This window comes from Bartonella australis AUST/NH1 (genome assembly GCF_000341355.1).
In the GTDB taxonomy this organism is placed as follows: Bacteria; Pseudomonadota; Alphaproteobacteria; order Rhizobiales; family Rhizobiaceae; genus Bartonella; species Bartonella australis.
Genome location: NC_020300.1, coordinates 901933 through 917419 on the forward strand (window position 1 = coordinate 901933; position 15487 = coordinate 917419).

Annotated in this window: 8 protein-coding genes; 3 read left to right on the forward strand and 5 right to left on the reverse strand. The window is 41.1% G+C overall.

Translation table 11 applies throughout. From position 1 onward, the window contains the following. Nucleotides 1-68 precede the first annotated feature (68 nt). Together parC and aspS are read right to left on the reverse strand one after the other, a co-directional pair. On the reverse strand, nt 69-2321 hold the full coding sequence (gene parC / locus BANH1_RS03845) for a DNA topoisomerase IV subunit A (RefSeq protein WP_015398107.1): 2253 nt from the start codon (nt 2319-2321) through the stop codon (nt 69-71). Between the two features lie 431 nt (nt 2322-2752). Further along, nucleotides 2753-4543 carry an aspartate--tRNA ligase gene (aspS, locus tag BANH1_RS03850; protein ID WP_015398108.1) on the reverse strand — a complete coding sequence of 597 codons (1791 nt, stop codon included), beginning with the start codon at nt 4541-4543 and terminating at the stop codon, nt 2753-2755. A 150-nt stretch (nt 4544-4693) separates the two neighbouring features. Between aspS and rnd the strand changes: the two genes are divergently transcribed. Continuing rightward, nucleotides 4694-5848, forward strand: a complete 1155-nt coding sequence (gene rnd / locus BANH1_RS03855) for a ribonuclease D (RefSeq protein WP_041582994.1) — start codon at nt 4694-4696, stop codon at nt 5846-5848. Nucleotides 5849-6145: 297 nt separating this feature from the next. Here the strand turns inward: rnd and ppx are convergent, their stop codons facing one another. Then, nucleotides 6146-7657, reverse strand: a complete 1512-nt coding sequence (gene ppx, locus BANH1_RS03860) for an exopolyphosphatase (protein WP_015398110.1) — start codon at nt 7655-7657, stop codon at nt 6146-6148. 7 nt (nt 7658-7664) lie between these two features. After that, nucleotides 7665-9806: an RNA degradosome polyphosphate kinase gene (locus BANH1_RS03865; RefSeq protein WP_144050537.1), complete on the reverse strand. Its 2142-nt coding sequence runs from the start codon at nt 9804-9806 to the stop codon at nt 7665-7667. Between the two features lie 309 nt (nt 9807-10115). On the opposite strand from BANH1_RS03865, the gene BANH1_RS03870 reads away from it, so the two are divergent. After that, on the forward strand, nt 10116-10364 hold the full coding sequence (locus BANH1_RS03870; protein ID WP_015398112.1) for a zinc-finger domain-containing protein: 249 nt from the start codon (nt 10116-10118) through the stop codon (nt 10362-10364). 21 nt (nt 10365-10385) lie between these two features. Then, nucleotides 10386-11639, forward strand: a complete 1254-nt coding sequence (locus BANH1_RS03875; protein ID WP_015398113.1) for an FAD-binding protein — start codon at nt 10386-10388, stop codon at nt 11637-11639. Nucleotides 11640-11706: 67 nt separating this feature from the next. Here BANH1_RS03875 and dnaE read toward each other — a convergent pair whose 3' ends face one another. Further along, nucleotides 11707-15195, reverse strand: coding sequence for a DNA polymerase III subunit alpha (gene dnaE, locus BANH1_RS03880; RefSeq protein WP_015398114.1), 3489 nt, complete (start codon nt 15193-15195; stop codon nt 11707-11709). Nucleotides 15196-15487: the final 292 nt, after the last annotated feature.

Genomic DNA, 15487 nt, shown 5'->3' on the forward strand with positions numbered 1-15487 from the left:
GCATTCAAAAAACATAATAGAATCAATGGGGGCAAAATCCCAAAATTTATATTAACTCTTTGATTTTATTATGTTATAGTAAATTTTCCTGATTTAGGAAATCCTTTTGGAACAAAACGCCCTACTCCAGCGCGTGCCCCCATCCACTCAACTAATTCGTCAGCTTTACGATTAAAACTGCGTTCAGCTGCATCTTGCCAACTTAACCCTTCTGATAAATTGAATGTTTTAGCGTCAGCGACACTGCTGCCTTTATAACGCTGCAAGCGAACACCTTTACCACGGCTCATCTCTGGTATTTGCTCAACCGGAAAAATAAGCATTTTACGATTTTTTCCAACCACTGCAACGTGGTCACCTTTTACAGGAATGCAAAGCTTCATCTCATCCAGGGGCCCCAGCTTCATCACCTGCTTACCTTTTCGCGTATTAGCAGTTACTCCGGTTACAGAAACAATAAAGCCGTTCCCACAAGATGAAACTAAAAGAAGCTTTTCTTGCGCATCATGCACAAAAGCCGTGAGAATATCGTGTTCATCATCCATATCAACTAAAATACGGATAGGCTCACCCTGTCCCCGCCCTCCAGGCAAACTATTCGCGCTAATAATAAAAAATTTTCCACCCGTAGTTACCATCACAATTTTATCTGTAGTGAAGGCTGGAAACGCTAATTTTAAGCAATCCCCTTCTTTGAAAGAGAGAGTTCTGTAATCAGTTAAATGGCCCCTTAAAGCACGCATCCAACCCTTTTCAGAAATGACTATAGTTACCGGTTCTTTTTCGATCATCGCTTGATGAATCTCGCTAATATCATGTCTCGGAGCATCCTCAAACGTTGTACGTCTCTTTCCTAAAAGAGTTTTGGGACTAAAAGCTTCACGAACTTTTATTATCTCTCCCGAAATCATATCCCATTGCTTTACATCAGCTGCCAATAAATCTTGTAATCTTGTTTTTTCAGTCTCCAAAGTTTCAAATTCTTTACGAATCTCAAATTCCTCAAGCTTGCGTAAAGAACGTAACCGCATATTAAGGATAGCTTCAGCCTGATTTTCCGTTAATTCAAAACGTATAATTAATTCTTTTTTGGGCTCGTCCTCTTCACGAATAACCTGAATAACTTCATCAAGATTTAAATAAGCCACTAAATATCCATGAAGAATTTCTAACCGATGCTTAATTTCATTAAGTCGATAACCTGAACGACGTAGAAGCACTTCTCGACGATGATCAAGCCACTGCTGCAAGCTTTCACGTAAAGAAAGGACATTAGGGACCCTCCCTAAAGTCAACACATTGAGATTAAGAGGAAACCTCACTTCAAAATCAGTTAGTTTAAAAAGCGATTCCATCAAGAGTTCAGGATCAATTGAACGATTTTTGGGAACGAGCACGATGCGGATATCTTCTGCCGACTCATCGTGAATATCTTCGAGCATTGGCAGCCGCCGTGCGAGTAATAATTCTGCAGTTTTTTCAATGAGACGTGACTTTTGAACCTGATATGGAATCTCGGTAACAACAATTACATAAGAACCGCGGTTACCCGGTTCTTGACGCCAGCGTGAGCGCAATCGGAAGAATCCGCGTCCTGTGCGATAAGATTCTTCAATACTCTTTTTAGGCTCAACTAAAATGCCACCCGTTGGGAAATCGGGTCCGAGCACAAATTGATTTAAATCTTCATTATCTGCATAAGGATTGGCAATCAAATGCAGAGCTGCATCACATAATTCAGCGACATTATGTGGCGGAATGGATGTGGCCATACCGACAGCAATACCCGATGAACCATTGGCTAAAAGATTAGGAAAAGCGCCTGGTAAAACGACAGGCTCTTCATCTTCTTCGTTGTAAGTTGGTCGAAAATCGATAGCGTTTTCGCTAATTCCTTCAAGCAAAAACGCAGCCACTTCGGTCATGCGCGCTTCTGTATAACGCATAGCAGCGGCATTATCACCATCAATATTACCAAAATTCCCTTGTCCGTCAACCAATGGGTAACGAACGGCGAATCCTTGAGCCAAGCGCACTAACGCATCATAAATAGATGCATCGCCATGAGGATGAAACTTACCCATTACATCGCCTACGATCCGCGCGCACTTAGCGTAAGAATGTCCAGGATTGAGCTTCAATAAACGCATAGCGTGGATAATGCGCCGATGTACAGGCTTTAATCCGTCGCGCACATCAGGCAACGCACGGTGGGTGATAGTAGAAAGCGCATAAGCCAAATAGCGTTCCTGCAAAGCAGAACGCAGCTCTATTGGTTCAATATGCTCTTTATCCAAGGATAAACTTATTTTGTCAGGCATAGTATCAGGGCAGAAATTCCGAGAATAATAACAACTATTTTATAATTTTTTTATTAATCGACTATTTTTGTTCAAAATTATATTATATGAAGATAAATACCGTGACTAAAACACGAACGGGGAATTATATCAATTCTAAAAATTCACGCAAGCGCTTTACTGCTCACTTCAACAACACAGAAAAATCTCAGATTGTTGATAAGCAAATTTGAAAATAAGCAAAAAAACGCGGCCTGTACTGAATTAAATTTACCAAACCAAATAAACAATCCTTACCGCCCGCACGACATCGTCCTTTGTACTAAAAAACGCACACAACATCCAACTCAACAGCTGACGATTTTAGGACAGCTTGAGTTCATTAAATTTTGAATGAGAAAACAGGTTTTTTATTCAGCTTTTACAGAAAGCGACATTAAAAACAGCTTTTATCAATCCTTTTTAGAAGCAGGTGCAATCCGAATTCTCAGGTCATGCAATTGTGTGGCAGAAACATCAGATGGAGCATTCATTAAAAGATCGAGTGCTTGCTGATTCATAGGAAATAAAGAAATTTCGCGCAGATTTTTTACACCTTGTAAAAGCATAATAATGCGATCAACACCAGCTGCCATACCGCCGTGCGGAGGAGCACCATAATGAAACGCGCTATAAAGAGCTCCAAAGCGCTTTTCCACTACATCCTTAGAAAGACCTGCCAAATTAAAGATTTGGAGCATCATTTCCGGTGAATGATTACGGATTCCACCTGACGCGATCTCATAACCATTGCAAATAAGATCGTACTGAAAAGCCTTGAGGGTAAGGGGATTCTGAGAATCAACGGCTTCTTTTCCACCTTGAGGCATTGAAAAAGGGTTGTGCGCAAAATTAAGCTTTTTCTCATCTTCATCCCATTCAAAAAACGGAAAATCAATAATCCATGCAAGAGAAAAACATTCATGGTCGATGAGACCTAGTTCCTCCCCGATTCGCCCGCGCGCAGAACCAGCAAAAAGCGCGATTTTTTTCGGATCTCCCGCAACAAAAAAACAAGCATCACCAGTTTCAAGTCCAAGCTGCGCGCGAATAGCCTCTGTTTTCCGCTCACCGATATTTTTAGCAATAGGACCTGCTCCTTCAAAAAGCCCATCTTCTTCACGCCAAAAAATATAGCCGAGACCTGGCTGACCTTCGCTTTGTGCCCATCCGTTCATACGATCACAAAAAGCGCGGCTACCACCTGTTTTAGCAGGAATAGCCCATACTTGCGCATTTTCATCATTAGCTAAAATATGAGCAAAAACCTTAAAACCAGAATCACGGAAATGCTGGGAAACATCTTCCATAATAATCTGGTTACGCAAATCAGGCTTATCTGAACCGTATTTCCGCATCGCCTCATCGTATGGGATACGAGGGAAATTCTGCGTTACAGATTTTCCGTCTGCAAATTCTTCAAAAATAGAGCGCATAATAGGCTCCATCACCGCAAAAACATCCTCCTGCTCGACAAAACTCATTTCTACGTCTAACTGATAAAACTCACCTGGTAAGCGATCTGCTCTCGGGTCTTCATCTCTAAAACACGGAGCTATTTGAAAATAACGATCAAAACCAGACATCATTAATAATTGTTTATATTGCTGAGGTGCCTGAGGTAACGCGTAAAATTTTCCTTGATGAATACGGCTTGGGATTAAAAAATCGCGCGCCCCTTCCGGCGAAGACGCTGTCAAAAGCGGCGTAGTAAATTCTGTAAAGCCGCTATTTTCCATATGCCGCCTCATAGAAGCGATAATTTCAGCGCGGCGCATCATATTTTTGTGCATAGTTTCTCGACGTAAATCAAGAAAACGGTATCTCAGTCGAATATCTTCTGGATAATCAGGTTCGCCAAAAACTGGCAAAGGAAGTTCGTCAGCCTTCGAAAGAATTTCGAACTCTTTCGCAAAAATTTCAATTTCACCTGTTGAAAGAGCCGTATTAACGACTTCATCAGAACGTGCGCGCACTTCTCCATCTACACGTATAACCCACTCGGAGCGAACTTTTTCGATCATTTTAAAAGCTGATGAAGCGGGATCAGCCACAATTTGTGTGATTCCGAAGTGGTCGCGTAGATCAATGAAAAGAATCCCGCCATGATCGCGAATACGATGAACCCATCCAGAAAGACGGACTAGCGTTCCTACATCGCATTTACGAAGGGCAGCGCAATTATGGCTACGGTAACGGTGCATAGTTTTTACCTTTGGTGATAATTGTTTCATACGCGTTACAAACGCTTTTTGGCAGCTATTTGTCAAGACACGACCATAAAGCCTTCCCAGAAAATACAATAAAAGATAAATTTAAGCTACTTTGCTATAATAAAATTTTGCTATAATAAAATAATGAAGCTGATCACACAAACAACAGACCTTGAAATTGCTATTGCTGCTTTGCGCAATTCTGATTTTGTAACCGTTGATACTGAATTTATCCGTGAAACAACCTTTTGGCCCAGGTTATGTCTCATTCAGCTTGCATCGCCGAAAGCCACAATACTTATTGACCCAATAGCTCCAGATATTAATCTACAACCATTTTTTGACCTGATGACAGATGAAAAAATTATCAAAGTTTTTCATGCTGCACGCCAGGATATTGAAACTATTTACCACCTCGGGGAAGTCATCCCCTCCCCTCTATTTGATACACAAATAGCAGGATCAATCTGTGGATTTGGCGATTCTATTTCCTATGATCAAATTGTACAACGCTGTACTGGGCATCGTCTCGATAAATCGTCCCGTTTCACAGATTGGAGTTGCCGCCCCCTTTCGAAAAAACAACTGCTCTACGCTCTTGCTGACGTTACCCATTTGAGAGACGTTTATATTTCGCTAAAAAAGCAGCTAAAAGAAAATCAGCGCACTCATTGGATGGATGACGAAATAGCGATTCTTTTAGCGCCGGCGACTTACGATATACCAGAAGATGAAGTATGGAAAAAAGTAAAAGGAAAAGTCAAAAAACCCCGCGAACTGGCTGTATTACAGAAAATAGCAGCTTGGCGTGAACGCGAAGCCCGTAAACATAATATCCCACGTCGTCGTATTCTGAAAGACGAATGCCTTATCGAAATAGCAATCCAACAACCAAAAAACGAATCTGCACTAAAATGTTTACGCAGTATCGGCAAAAACTGGAACAATTCATCCACTAAGCAGACACTAATCAAAGCTATCCACGAAGGCTTGGAAGCCGACATTGCTACTTTACCTGCTCTCCCTAAACGTAATCCTATTAATGATAAAACAGCTGCCGCAATAGACCTTCTCAAAGTATTATTAAAGCTCGTTGCAAATGAAAACGATATTGCGCCTAAAATCATAGCAACTTCTGATGATTTGGAAAAAATCGCTAACGGCATCTTGACACACAATATCCCCGCTATGAATGGTTGGCGTTATAAAATATTCGGTCAAAAAGCTGAACAAATGCTCAAAGGCCAGATAGGGTTTTATTTTAACGATGGAAAAATAACAATGAAACAACTTTAGCTGCAAAAAACTTGAGTTCTTTGTATCTTAATAAAATCCAACCGGCACAACTGCAAATTGGAATATGCCTTGATCTTATTCAAATCAAACTAGCAGCCGCGTCTTAATGAACATGAGTTGAAAATGAATGCGCTCTGACTTTTGTTTCGCAAAGAGCGGGTTTTTAAATAAAATAAAAAGCTCCCGATTCCCAAACGTGGCGAACTACAATTTTTCACGTGGAATATTTTACGAAATACACAAAATTACAAACACACCGCGACACCCGGTAAATCGGCATTAGGGACTCGTAAAAAATTAAGAACTTTCAAAAACCAAAGGACATTTCACTATTTTTGACAACTGATTCAACCGCCCGCGGGGCCGCTCACCTATCAAATCAGCATAACGCACAGGGATGTGTAGTATAATATAATCTTGCTTTTTATGCCATGTTAAGTTGGGTAAAATTCCTGCAGTAGAAGCACTAAAAAGGTTAGCAACACGCATAATCCCACCAAGAATACATGCTTTTTCAGTTATGTCCTTAGTCGCTAATTTGAGAATCTCCGGGGATTCTTCGTCAATAAATGAACCTGTATTGCGAAAAAATACAGCTAACGCAGCATAAATACGTCCTTCATGGGAAATCCCTGGATAAGATCCTAATGCTATCTGATTAGCAGCTTCGTTACCCCGATAATCCGGATGTATGCGCCAACCAATATCAGCGAGAAGACAAGCCGCCTTACGATAACGATATTCATTTTCAGTTTCTGAAATTCCAAAAATTTCAAACGCACTCGTAGTAAAATCAATAAGTTCCTCTGCCTGCTTCGGTGAGCGTGCCCGTAAAACAGCAGTTTCTGCGCATGCCGCAATTAAAGGATCTGAGACACGAACATCCTGCGATAATTGTGAATATAGAAACCCTTCGCGCACGCCGGCACCAGAAAAAATGATCTTTTCAAACCCCATACACTGGATAAGTTCAGTAAGGACGGTTGCTCCGTAAGGTAAAAGCTGACGCCGATTCTTCGAAATAGCTGAAATTCCTTTCATCTTATCGATATTTTTATTCGCTACAAGACGCAAAAAATCCTTTATTTCAGGTACATCAACTTCATAGCCGTGCATAACAGGCAGCTGATAGTGCATAGTTGCCATATGGAGTTTTGCCAAGTTACGCCAGGTTCCCCCCACCGCATAAAAATATCGTGCCCTGCTTCTACGCGCGATAGCAGCTTTGCGAAGCTGCTCGCGTACAATCTTTTCAGCCGTGACAATATCATTATTTGACATATACTGCAGCTGCAAACCACCAAGAGGTAGTGTTATTCCCTCACCTATATTGAAATCATGAATATCAATAAGTTCGAGGCTTCCGCCGCCAAGATCACCAGAAATACCATTTGGCCGATGAAAAGTAGAAATAACCCCATAAGCGGAGTAAATAGCTTCTTCACTTCCTGAAAGGACATATATTTTATTTTGCAAAATATTTTCGGCCCTTTGAATAAAAGTCAACCCATTTTTCGCTTCTCGTGCTGCTGCCGTTGCCAAAGTATGGATCTTATCTGCACCAATTTGCCGACAAAGTGCGCGAAACCGCTTTAGCGTTCTTAGCGCCATTTCAACTGATTTTTCTTCTAAAAACCCTGTTTTTGCGACACCTTGACCAAGCCCGCATAGAATTTTTTCGTTAAATAAAACTGTCGGAGAACGCACCAGACCTTCATAAATAACAAGCCGAACAGAATTGGAACCGATATCGATAACGGCGACGGGCTTTCGCCCCTTAAGCCGACCCTGAGCATTTATGTATGTCATTGATATTTCAGTCTTTATGTATTGCTTTCTTCTGCCGATATAACGCAATCAAACACGAAGCAGAAGACTGAAAAGACTTCCCATCCCCAGAAAGACCTGCATTTGTCATAAAATACTCCTGCATATTAAACGGCTTTTCACCTTTTTGTAACGTCACACGCTTTGATGTCCCATCGCCCAATATATCAAAGCTTTGTTGGTTATCAATAATATTAGCCAACATGACCTGAAAAAGAATTTTCTGACGAACTATTTTATCAAAAACCGGAACTAATACTTCGATCCGGTGATCAAGATTGCGTGGCATCATATCAGCCGAACTAAAATAAACAATAGCGTTCTCACTCGGCAAATCTTCACCGTTACCAAAACAAAAAATACGGCTATGCTCAAGAAAACGCCCCACTATTGATTTTGCACGAATATTATCTGAAAACCCCGGAATACCAGGACGCAAACAACATATACTTCGCACTACTAAATCGACCTGCACACCTGCTTGACTAGCACAGTATAAAGCATCAATAATTTCAGGATCAACTAATGCATTTACTTTCATCCAAATAGCAGCGAGCCGTCCCTGTTTCGCATGAGCAATTTCCCTTTCAATATGCTCAAGAATACGGCTACGCAATGTTAATGGTGAAAAAGCAATCTTCATTGGCTCACTTGGCCGTGCATATTCAGCGATATAATTAAATAACAGCGCAACATCGCGGCCGATATCATCATCAGCAGTAAAAAAAGAAAGATCCGCGTAAACTTTGGCAGTGACCGGGTGGTAATTTCCGGTTCCAAAATGCACATAAGAGCGAAGACGTTTCTCTTCTCGTCTTACCACTAATGACATCTTAGCGTGCGTTTTGAACTCAATAAAACCGAAAATGACCCGGACACCTGCACGCTCAAGGTTACGCGCCCAACGAATATTAGCTTCTTCATCGAAACGCGCTTTAACCTCCACTAAAGCGGTCACCAGCTTACCTTGTTTGGCCGCACCTATCAAGGCGCCCACAATAGGGCTGTCATTCGATGTGCGATAAAGAGTTTGCTTAATTTCGATAACATTAGGATCATCTGCAGCCTGGCGCAAAAATTGTACAACGACATCAAATGATTCGTAGGGGTGATGAATAATGACATCCTTTTCTCGAACAGCTGCAAAGCAGTCGTCACTATACTCACGGATACATTCAGGAAAACGAGGATTATAAGGAATAAATTTTAAATCACCGCGCGGAATAGAAGCAATTTCTGATATCATATTGAGCGCTAACAACCCATCTAACACACTTATACGATTATCAGAAACAGCTAATCCACTCATTATAAACCCGCGTAAATTTTCAGGCATTTTCGCATCAAATTCAATTCGAATAACCTGTCCACGACGGCGTCTTTTAAGCGCAGTTTCAAAAAAGCGAACAAAATCCTCAGCCTCTTCTTCCACTTCAATATCGCTATCGCGGATAATTCTAAATGCACCAAATCCACTGACTTCATAACCAGAAAACAAGTGATTAATGAAAAGACTTATAATATCCTCAGATGCGATAAAACGAAAACCGTTACCTTCGTGAGGAAGAAGAATAAAGCGCTTTAGAGACATCGGTACGCATAGCACTGCCATCGTAGAATATTCATCAGCATGTCGTGACAATTGAAACGCGACAGAAAGACTTAGATTAGGAATAAATGGAAAAGGGCGATCAGGTCCAATAGGTAAAGGCGTTAAAACAGGGAGAATTTTATCAAGGAAATACCTTTCAAGCCATATTTTTTCAACTTCTGAAAGCTTCTCAGAACAAGTAATTTCAATATTATTCCGCTTTAACTCATGACATAAAATACAAAATTCTTTCTGTTGATTAGATTGTAAATGCGAGATTTCGGTTAACACAAAATCAAGTTGCTCTTGTGGTGTGCGCCCATCTGCACCATGCGTTGTAATTCCAGCGCGGACTTGGGCAGCGAGTCCAGCGACGCGAACCATAAAAAATTCATCAAGATTAGTTGCTGAAATTGAAAGAAATCGTACTCGTTCTAATAAAGGATGTTTAGGGTTAGCAGCTTCCATCAACACACGATCATCAAATTGTAACCATGAAAATTCTCGATTAACGAACCGCGCTGGATCCTTCATCATCATACCCTGTTAAGCAATTTGATCTATCACCACCTGTTTCATACATCCTGGCTAATATTTATAATTTATAAATGTTCCCCGCGAATGCACCCTCAAGTAAGGCTTAAAACATTTTATTGTTTATTGTGACTGCAATATATAAACTTTATTATATTATTTATATTGATATTTTTAAACAATTGGAACCATCCCTGTTTATAAATTAAGTAAAAAACATCTTGCATCGCAATGAATTGTATTACAAATTAGTGAATATGGGGCATGTGCTCTACCCCACGTCTTATTGAGAAACCTATCCGGAGTTTGCATATTATGGCTGATCATAACGTCCCCTATTTTCAAAACGACCTCGGATATAAAGTAATTGAAATCGGTGTAAAAGAATTTATGTGCGTCGGGGCCACAAAACCATTTGACCATCCTCATATTTTTATCGATATGGGAGCGGCTGAGGAAAAAATTTGCCCCTATTGCTCAACACTTTACCGCTATAATCACTTACTACCACGTGATCAAACAAACCCAGCAGGATGCAGATATTACGCGGACGGCCTGTTGTAAACTATTGTTTATTTTTTCAACATGGATACAAAATGGCCAACAGACCAATTTCCAATCATCGTCGGAGCGGGTATAGCGGGCTTGAGCTCCGCTTTAGCGCTCGCCCATAAAGGAATTGCGAGTATTATTATCGAAAAGCGTGAACAGCTCGATGATGCTGGGTCTGGCATTCAGCTCACGCCGAACGTGACGCGTATTTTTTCCCGCTGGAAAATTCTCGACAAATTAAAGGAAGCAGGCGTTGAGCCGCATTTTCTTGAGCTAAAAGACGGAATCTCTCTAAAAACGCACCTGCGTATAAACCTTATTAATTTATCTAGAAAACGCTGGATGGCCCCTTATATTACGATTCACCGGGCTGATTTGCAAAAAATTTTATATGACACCGTTATTAAAAATCCTCTCATCGAATATAAAAAAGGCGAGGATATCACGTCGTTAAATCAAACCGAAACCAATAGCATTAATATAGAAACAATAAAGACTGAAAAATCCATTAAAATACAACAATATTGTTTTTATTCAACGCCGCTTCTCATCGGGTGCGATGGCGTTTGGTCGAAGTTACGGCAATTTCCTCCTTTTTATGAAAGAGCAGATTTTAGCGGCTTTATTGCCTGGCGCACCACAGCAATATTAGAAAATTTACCTAAAAGCTTTTGCTCTTTATTGCAGGATATGAAGACAATTACAGCTTGGATGGGGCCTAAAAATCACCTCGTTATTTACCCCATTCAAGCAAGAAAAATTTTTAATTTCGTAGCTATCACCCGCGGAGAAAATCCAGGAGAAGAGTGGAACAAAAAGGGAAAAAAAGAAAAACTCCTATCTCTTTTCAATGACTGGAATCCTCAAATTCTTCAAATCTTTGACAATATTGGCGAATGGAGCTATTGGCCATTATTCCAAATGAAATATAATCGTTTTTTAGGTCTAAAGCAGCAAGTATTTGTCGGCGATTGTGCGCATGCAGCCCTACCCTTTGCAGCACAAGGCGCCGCTATGGCTATAGAAGACGCTGCTATATTAGCAGAAGTACTCTCCATGAATAATCTTTCGCTTACCGAAGCCATTTCACTTTATGAAAAAATACGCAAACCCCGCATCACAGCTGTAAAAAAGCGTGGAAATTTTAACAGACTGGTTTACCATGCAACCGGACCTGTAGCAATTATGCGTAATCTCATAACGAAAATCCGCTCGCCAGAAAGTATCATGTCTGACCTTGATTGGCTTTATAATTATGACGCTCTGAGCACAACAAAAACGGTATAATGGAAATTTTGTGAAAGCGCGGTCTGAAATTGAGGAGTCAGTACAAGATAATCGTCTCACTATTTTTTCAATTTAGTTCTACATCAACGACGCCATGAAGCGCTTTCATAACACTCGCTACACGTAAATTTACTTTATATCGTTCTGGAAGAGCTATCTCAATTTCTCGTGATCCATTTTCTTGAAGCAGAATGATCCCTACCTCTCCGTTGCCGTCTGAATTTAAATTTTGCTCAATTTGCGGGAGCATATCCACTGTTTGTATAAAGAGGCGCATCATTTTGTGATTTCGTACAGATTCCTTCTCTAAAGACTGAACCGTCTCAATGCGCAAACTAATACCCTCAGAGCGGTTTTCCGCACTCACTGTAACAATAAAGGATTTTCCAGGCTCTAACATATCCCCGTAAACAGAAAGCCCCTCAGAAAATATAACCGCCTCATACTGGCCACTTGTATCAGAAAACTGAACAATTCCCATTTTTTTGCCAGATTTTGTTTTGCGAATTTGTTTTGCTACGACAGTCCCAGCAAGCCGAGCGGCTGTCGCCCCCCCTTTAACCGCGTTAGCAAAATTGTCCCAAGTTTGGGCGCGTTTTTTAGCGAGAACAGTTCGATACTCATCCAAAGGATGAGCAGAAAAGTAAAAGCCTATCACCTGAAATTCGTGATGTAGTTTCTCAGCTGGAGACCAAAGAGGAGCTTGCGATAAAATGAGGGGCTCTTTCGGCCCGTCCATCATCCCGAATATATCGGTCTGCCCACTAAAATTATTATCAAGGACACGAATAGCGCGCGCATTAAGGGTTCCAAGACTAGCCAATAAAACCTCACGCGCAACGTTAAAACAATCAAAAGCACCGGCATAAATTAAATTCTCCATCGCCCGCTTATTAACGATGCGAGGGTCGATGCGCTCAAAAAAATCCTCTAGATTCTTAAAAGGTTTTTCTCCGCGGCAAGCTACGATATGATCAACCACCGAATCTCCCACACCTTTAATAGCTGCGAGAGAATAATAAATACGATTTTCGCCAACCTCAAAAACGCGGTGTGATGTTTGCACGCAAGGCGCCATAACTTCAATACCTAATCTCAATGCCTCACGCCGAAAATCATTTAACTTATCTGTATTCGCCATATCATACGTCATAGAGGCGGCTAAAAACTCAACTGGATAGTGTGCCTTCATATAAGCTGTTTGATAAGAAACAATTGCGTAAGCGGCAGCATGTGATTTATTAAAACCGTAATCTGCAAATTTCGCTAAGAGATCAAATATAAAATCAGCCTGCCCCTTATCAATACCACCATCAACAGCACCACTCACAAAACGTGCACGTTGTTTTTGCATTTCCTGATGGATCTTTTTCCCCATGGCGCGGCGCAATAAATCTGCTTCCCCGAGCGAATAGCCAGAAAGTACCTGAGCAATCTGCATTACCTGTTCTTGATAAACAATGACACCTTGTGTTTCTTTAATCAGATGATCTATTTTAGGGTGGATAGAAGTAATTTCTTCTTCCCCGTGTTTGCGTGCATTATAAATCGGAATATTTTCCATAGGGCCGGGGCGATAAAGCGCTACAAGTGCGATGATGTCTTCAATACAATCCGGTTGCATTCCGATAAGCGCCTTACGCATACCAGAACTTTCAACTTGAAACACGCCAACCGTCTCACCGCGTGCCATCATGGAATAAGTCGCTTCATCGTCGAGAGGAATATATGATAAATTTACTTTAATACCTTTTCGCGCGACAAAATCCGCAGCCATTTTCAAAACAGTGAGCGTTTTTAAACCGAGAAAATCAAATTTTACCAGCCCGGCCTGTTCAACATATTTCATGTTAAATTGGGTGACTGGCATGTCAGAACGTGGATCACGATACATTGGTACAAGCTCTAACAACGGCCGGTCACCAATAACAATCCCTGCAGCATGAGTCGATGCGTGACGGTAAAGCCCCTCAAGCTGCAGCGCGATATCCAACATGCGCCCAACAACTGGCTCTTTTTTCTTTTCTTCCTCAAATTTTGGTTCATCCTTAATAGCCTTAGCCAATTCAACATTACTACCAGGCGCGGCGGGAACTAATTTTGTTAGATAATCTACCTGGCGATAAGGAACTTCCAGGACACGGCCCACATCACGCAGTACCGCACGTGCTTGCAATTTACCGAATGTAATAATCTGAGCTACTTGGTCGTAGCCATATTTTTCCTGAACGTAATGAATGACCTCTTCGCGCCGCTCTTGGCAAAAATCAATATCAAAATCAGGCATAGAAACGCGGTCTGGATTGAGAAAACGCTCAAACAATAGGGAAAAACGCAATGGGTCAACATCGGTGATAGTCAGCGCGTAAGCAACAAGCGAACCTGCACCAGAGCCACGTCCTGGACCAACAGGAATATCACGAGCTTTTGCCCACTTAATAAAGTCCGAAACAATTAAAAAATAACCAGAAAATTTCATACGCGTAATAATTGAAATTTCGTAATCAAGCCGTCGTTCATAATCCGCGACCGTGTGGCCTTCGGCCAAACCAATTGTTTCAAGGCGCATTTTTAAACCTGCTGCAGCCTGTCTTGATAATTCTTCAGCCTCTGCCTCCAAAGCAGAAGCGGAGTTTGTAGATTGTTTTATGAAACGAGGCAAAATAGATTTTCGAATTGGTGTAAAAGCGTGGCAACGTAATGCAATTTCAACGCTGTTTTCCAACGCTTCTGGAAGATCAAAAAACAATACGGCCATTTCATTTTGCGTTTTCAAATGATGATCCAGCGTCACACGCTTTCGATCCGGATTAGAAACAATTTGTCCTTCCGCGACCGCCATCAATACATCATGAGCCTCATATCCCTCTTTATTCAGAAAAAAAGCTTCATTAGTTGCAACAAGAGGAATCTCATGTGCATAAGCTAATTCTACAAGTGCTGCTTCCACTTTCCTGTCGTAAGAATCATGCCGCTGTAATTCGATATAAAGGCGATCACCAAAAATCTGCTTCAAATAAGCTAGACGCTCTGCAGCTTGTTCTACCCTGTCTTCTGCTAAAGCCGAATTAATGGGCCCCCCCTTACCGCCAGTTAAAGCGATAATCCCATCATTGTGCGACAATAGCCAATCAGCCTTAATATGAGGAGAATCAGTATCTCTCTTATCTAAATGAGCACGGCTAACGAGGCGGACTAAATGAGCATAACCTGTTTCGCTAGCAGCAAACAAAACGATAGAGGAAAAATCAGAAGTACAACGCCATTTAGTTAGACGTGTATCATGGTTTTCATCACCAAAATCAACCGCGAGCTGGCAGCCAATAATCGGCTGAATGCCCTCAGCAAAACAACATTGCGAAAACTCCAAGGCACCAAATAAATTATTCGTGTCCGTTATAGCTATTGCCGGTGCATGGTCAGAAACTGCGTGCTGAATAATTTGTTTGATCTTCAAAGCTCCCTCAAGAAGCGAATAAGCCGAATGTACTCTCAAATGAATGAAACGAGGGAGACAATTTTGACCGTCTTGTATTTTGTTTTTTTCTTCTGACACTCTTGCAATTCCCTACCGTAAATAAATGTCAAACCAAAACTCTCATCTGTCTTGCGATAAATTGCACCTGACCCCGTCATGCTGAGCCTGAAGCTTCAGCATTCTCGTATATTCAGAAAATACGCTAATTTCATTCATATCTCATATTAGATTACCGTAAAGCAAACACTTAGTAATCATATAAAATATTATTTGGTATGAACTCTTTTTGTGCTCTTATTTTACTTACTCGTCAACAGCTTCCTTTTCTATCTAAGGCCGAAAGTTAAATAGCGCAGCTTCTTTGTATATA

Coding starts and splice junctions, on each gene's coding strand:
- BANH1_RS03870 (WP_015398112.1), top strand. CDS start 10,116: ATGGCTGATCATAACGTCCCCTATTTTCAAAACGACCTCGGATATAAA.
- parC (WP_015398107.1), bottom strand. CDS start 2,321: ATGCCTGACAAAATAAGTTTATCCTTGGATAAAGAGCATATTGAACCA.
- BANH1_RS03865 (WP_144050537.1), bottom strand. CDS start 9,806: ATGATGATGAAGGATCCAGCGCGGTTCGTTAATCGAGAATTTTCATGG.
- ppx (WP_015398110.1), bottom strand. CDS start 7,657: ATGACATACATAAATGCTCAGGGTCGGCTTAAGGGGCGAAAGCCCGTC.
- aspS (WP_015398108.1), bottom strand. CDS start 4,543: ATGCACCGTTACCGTAGCCATAATTGCGCTGCCCTTCGTAAATGCGAT.
- BANH1_RS03875 (WP_015398113.1), top strand. CDS start 10,386: ATGGATACAAAATGGCCAACAGACCAATTTCCAATCATCGTCGGAGCG.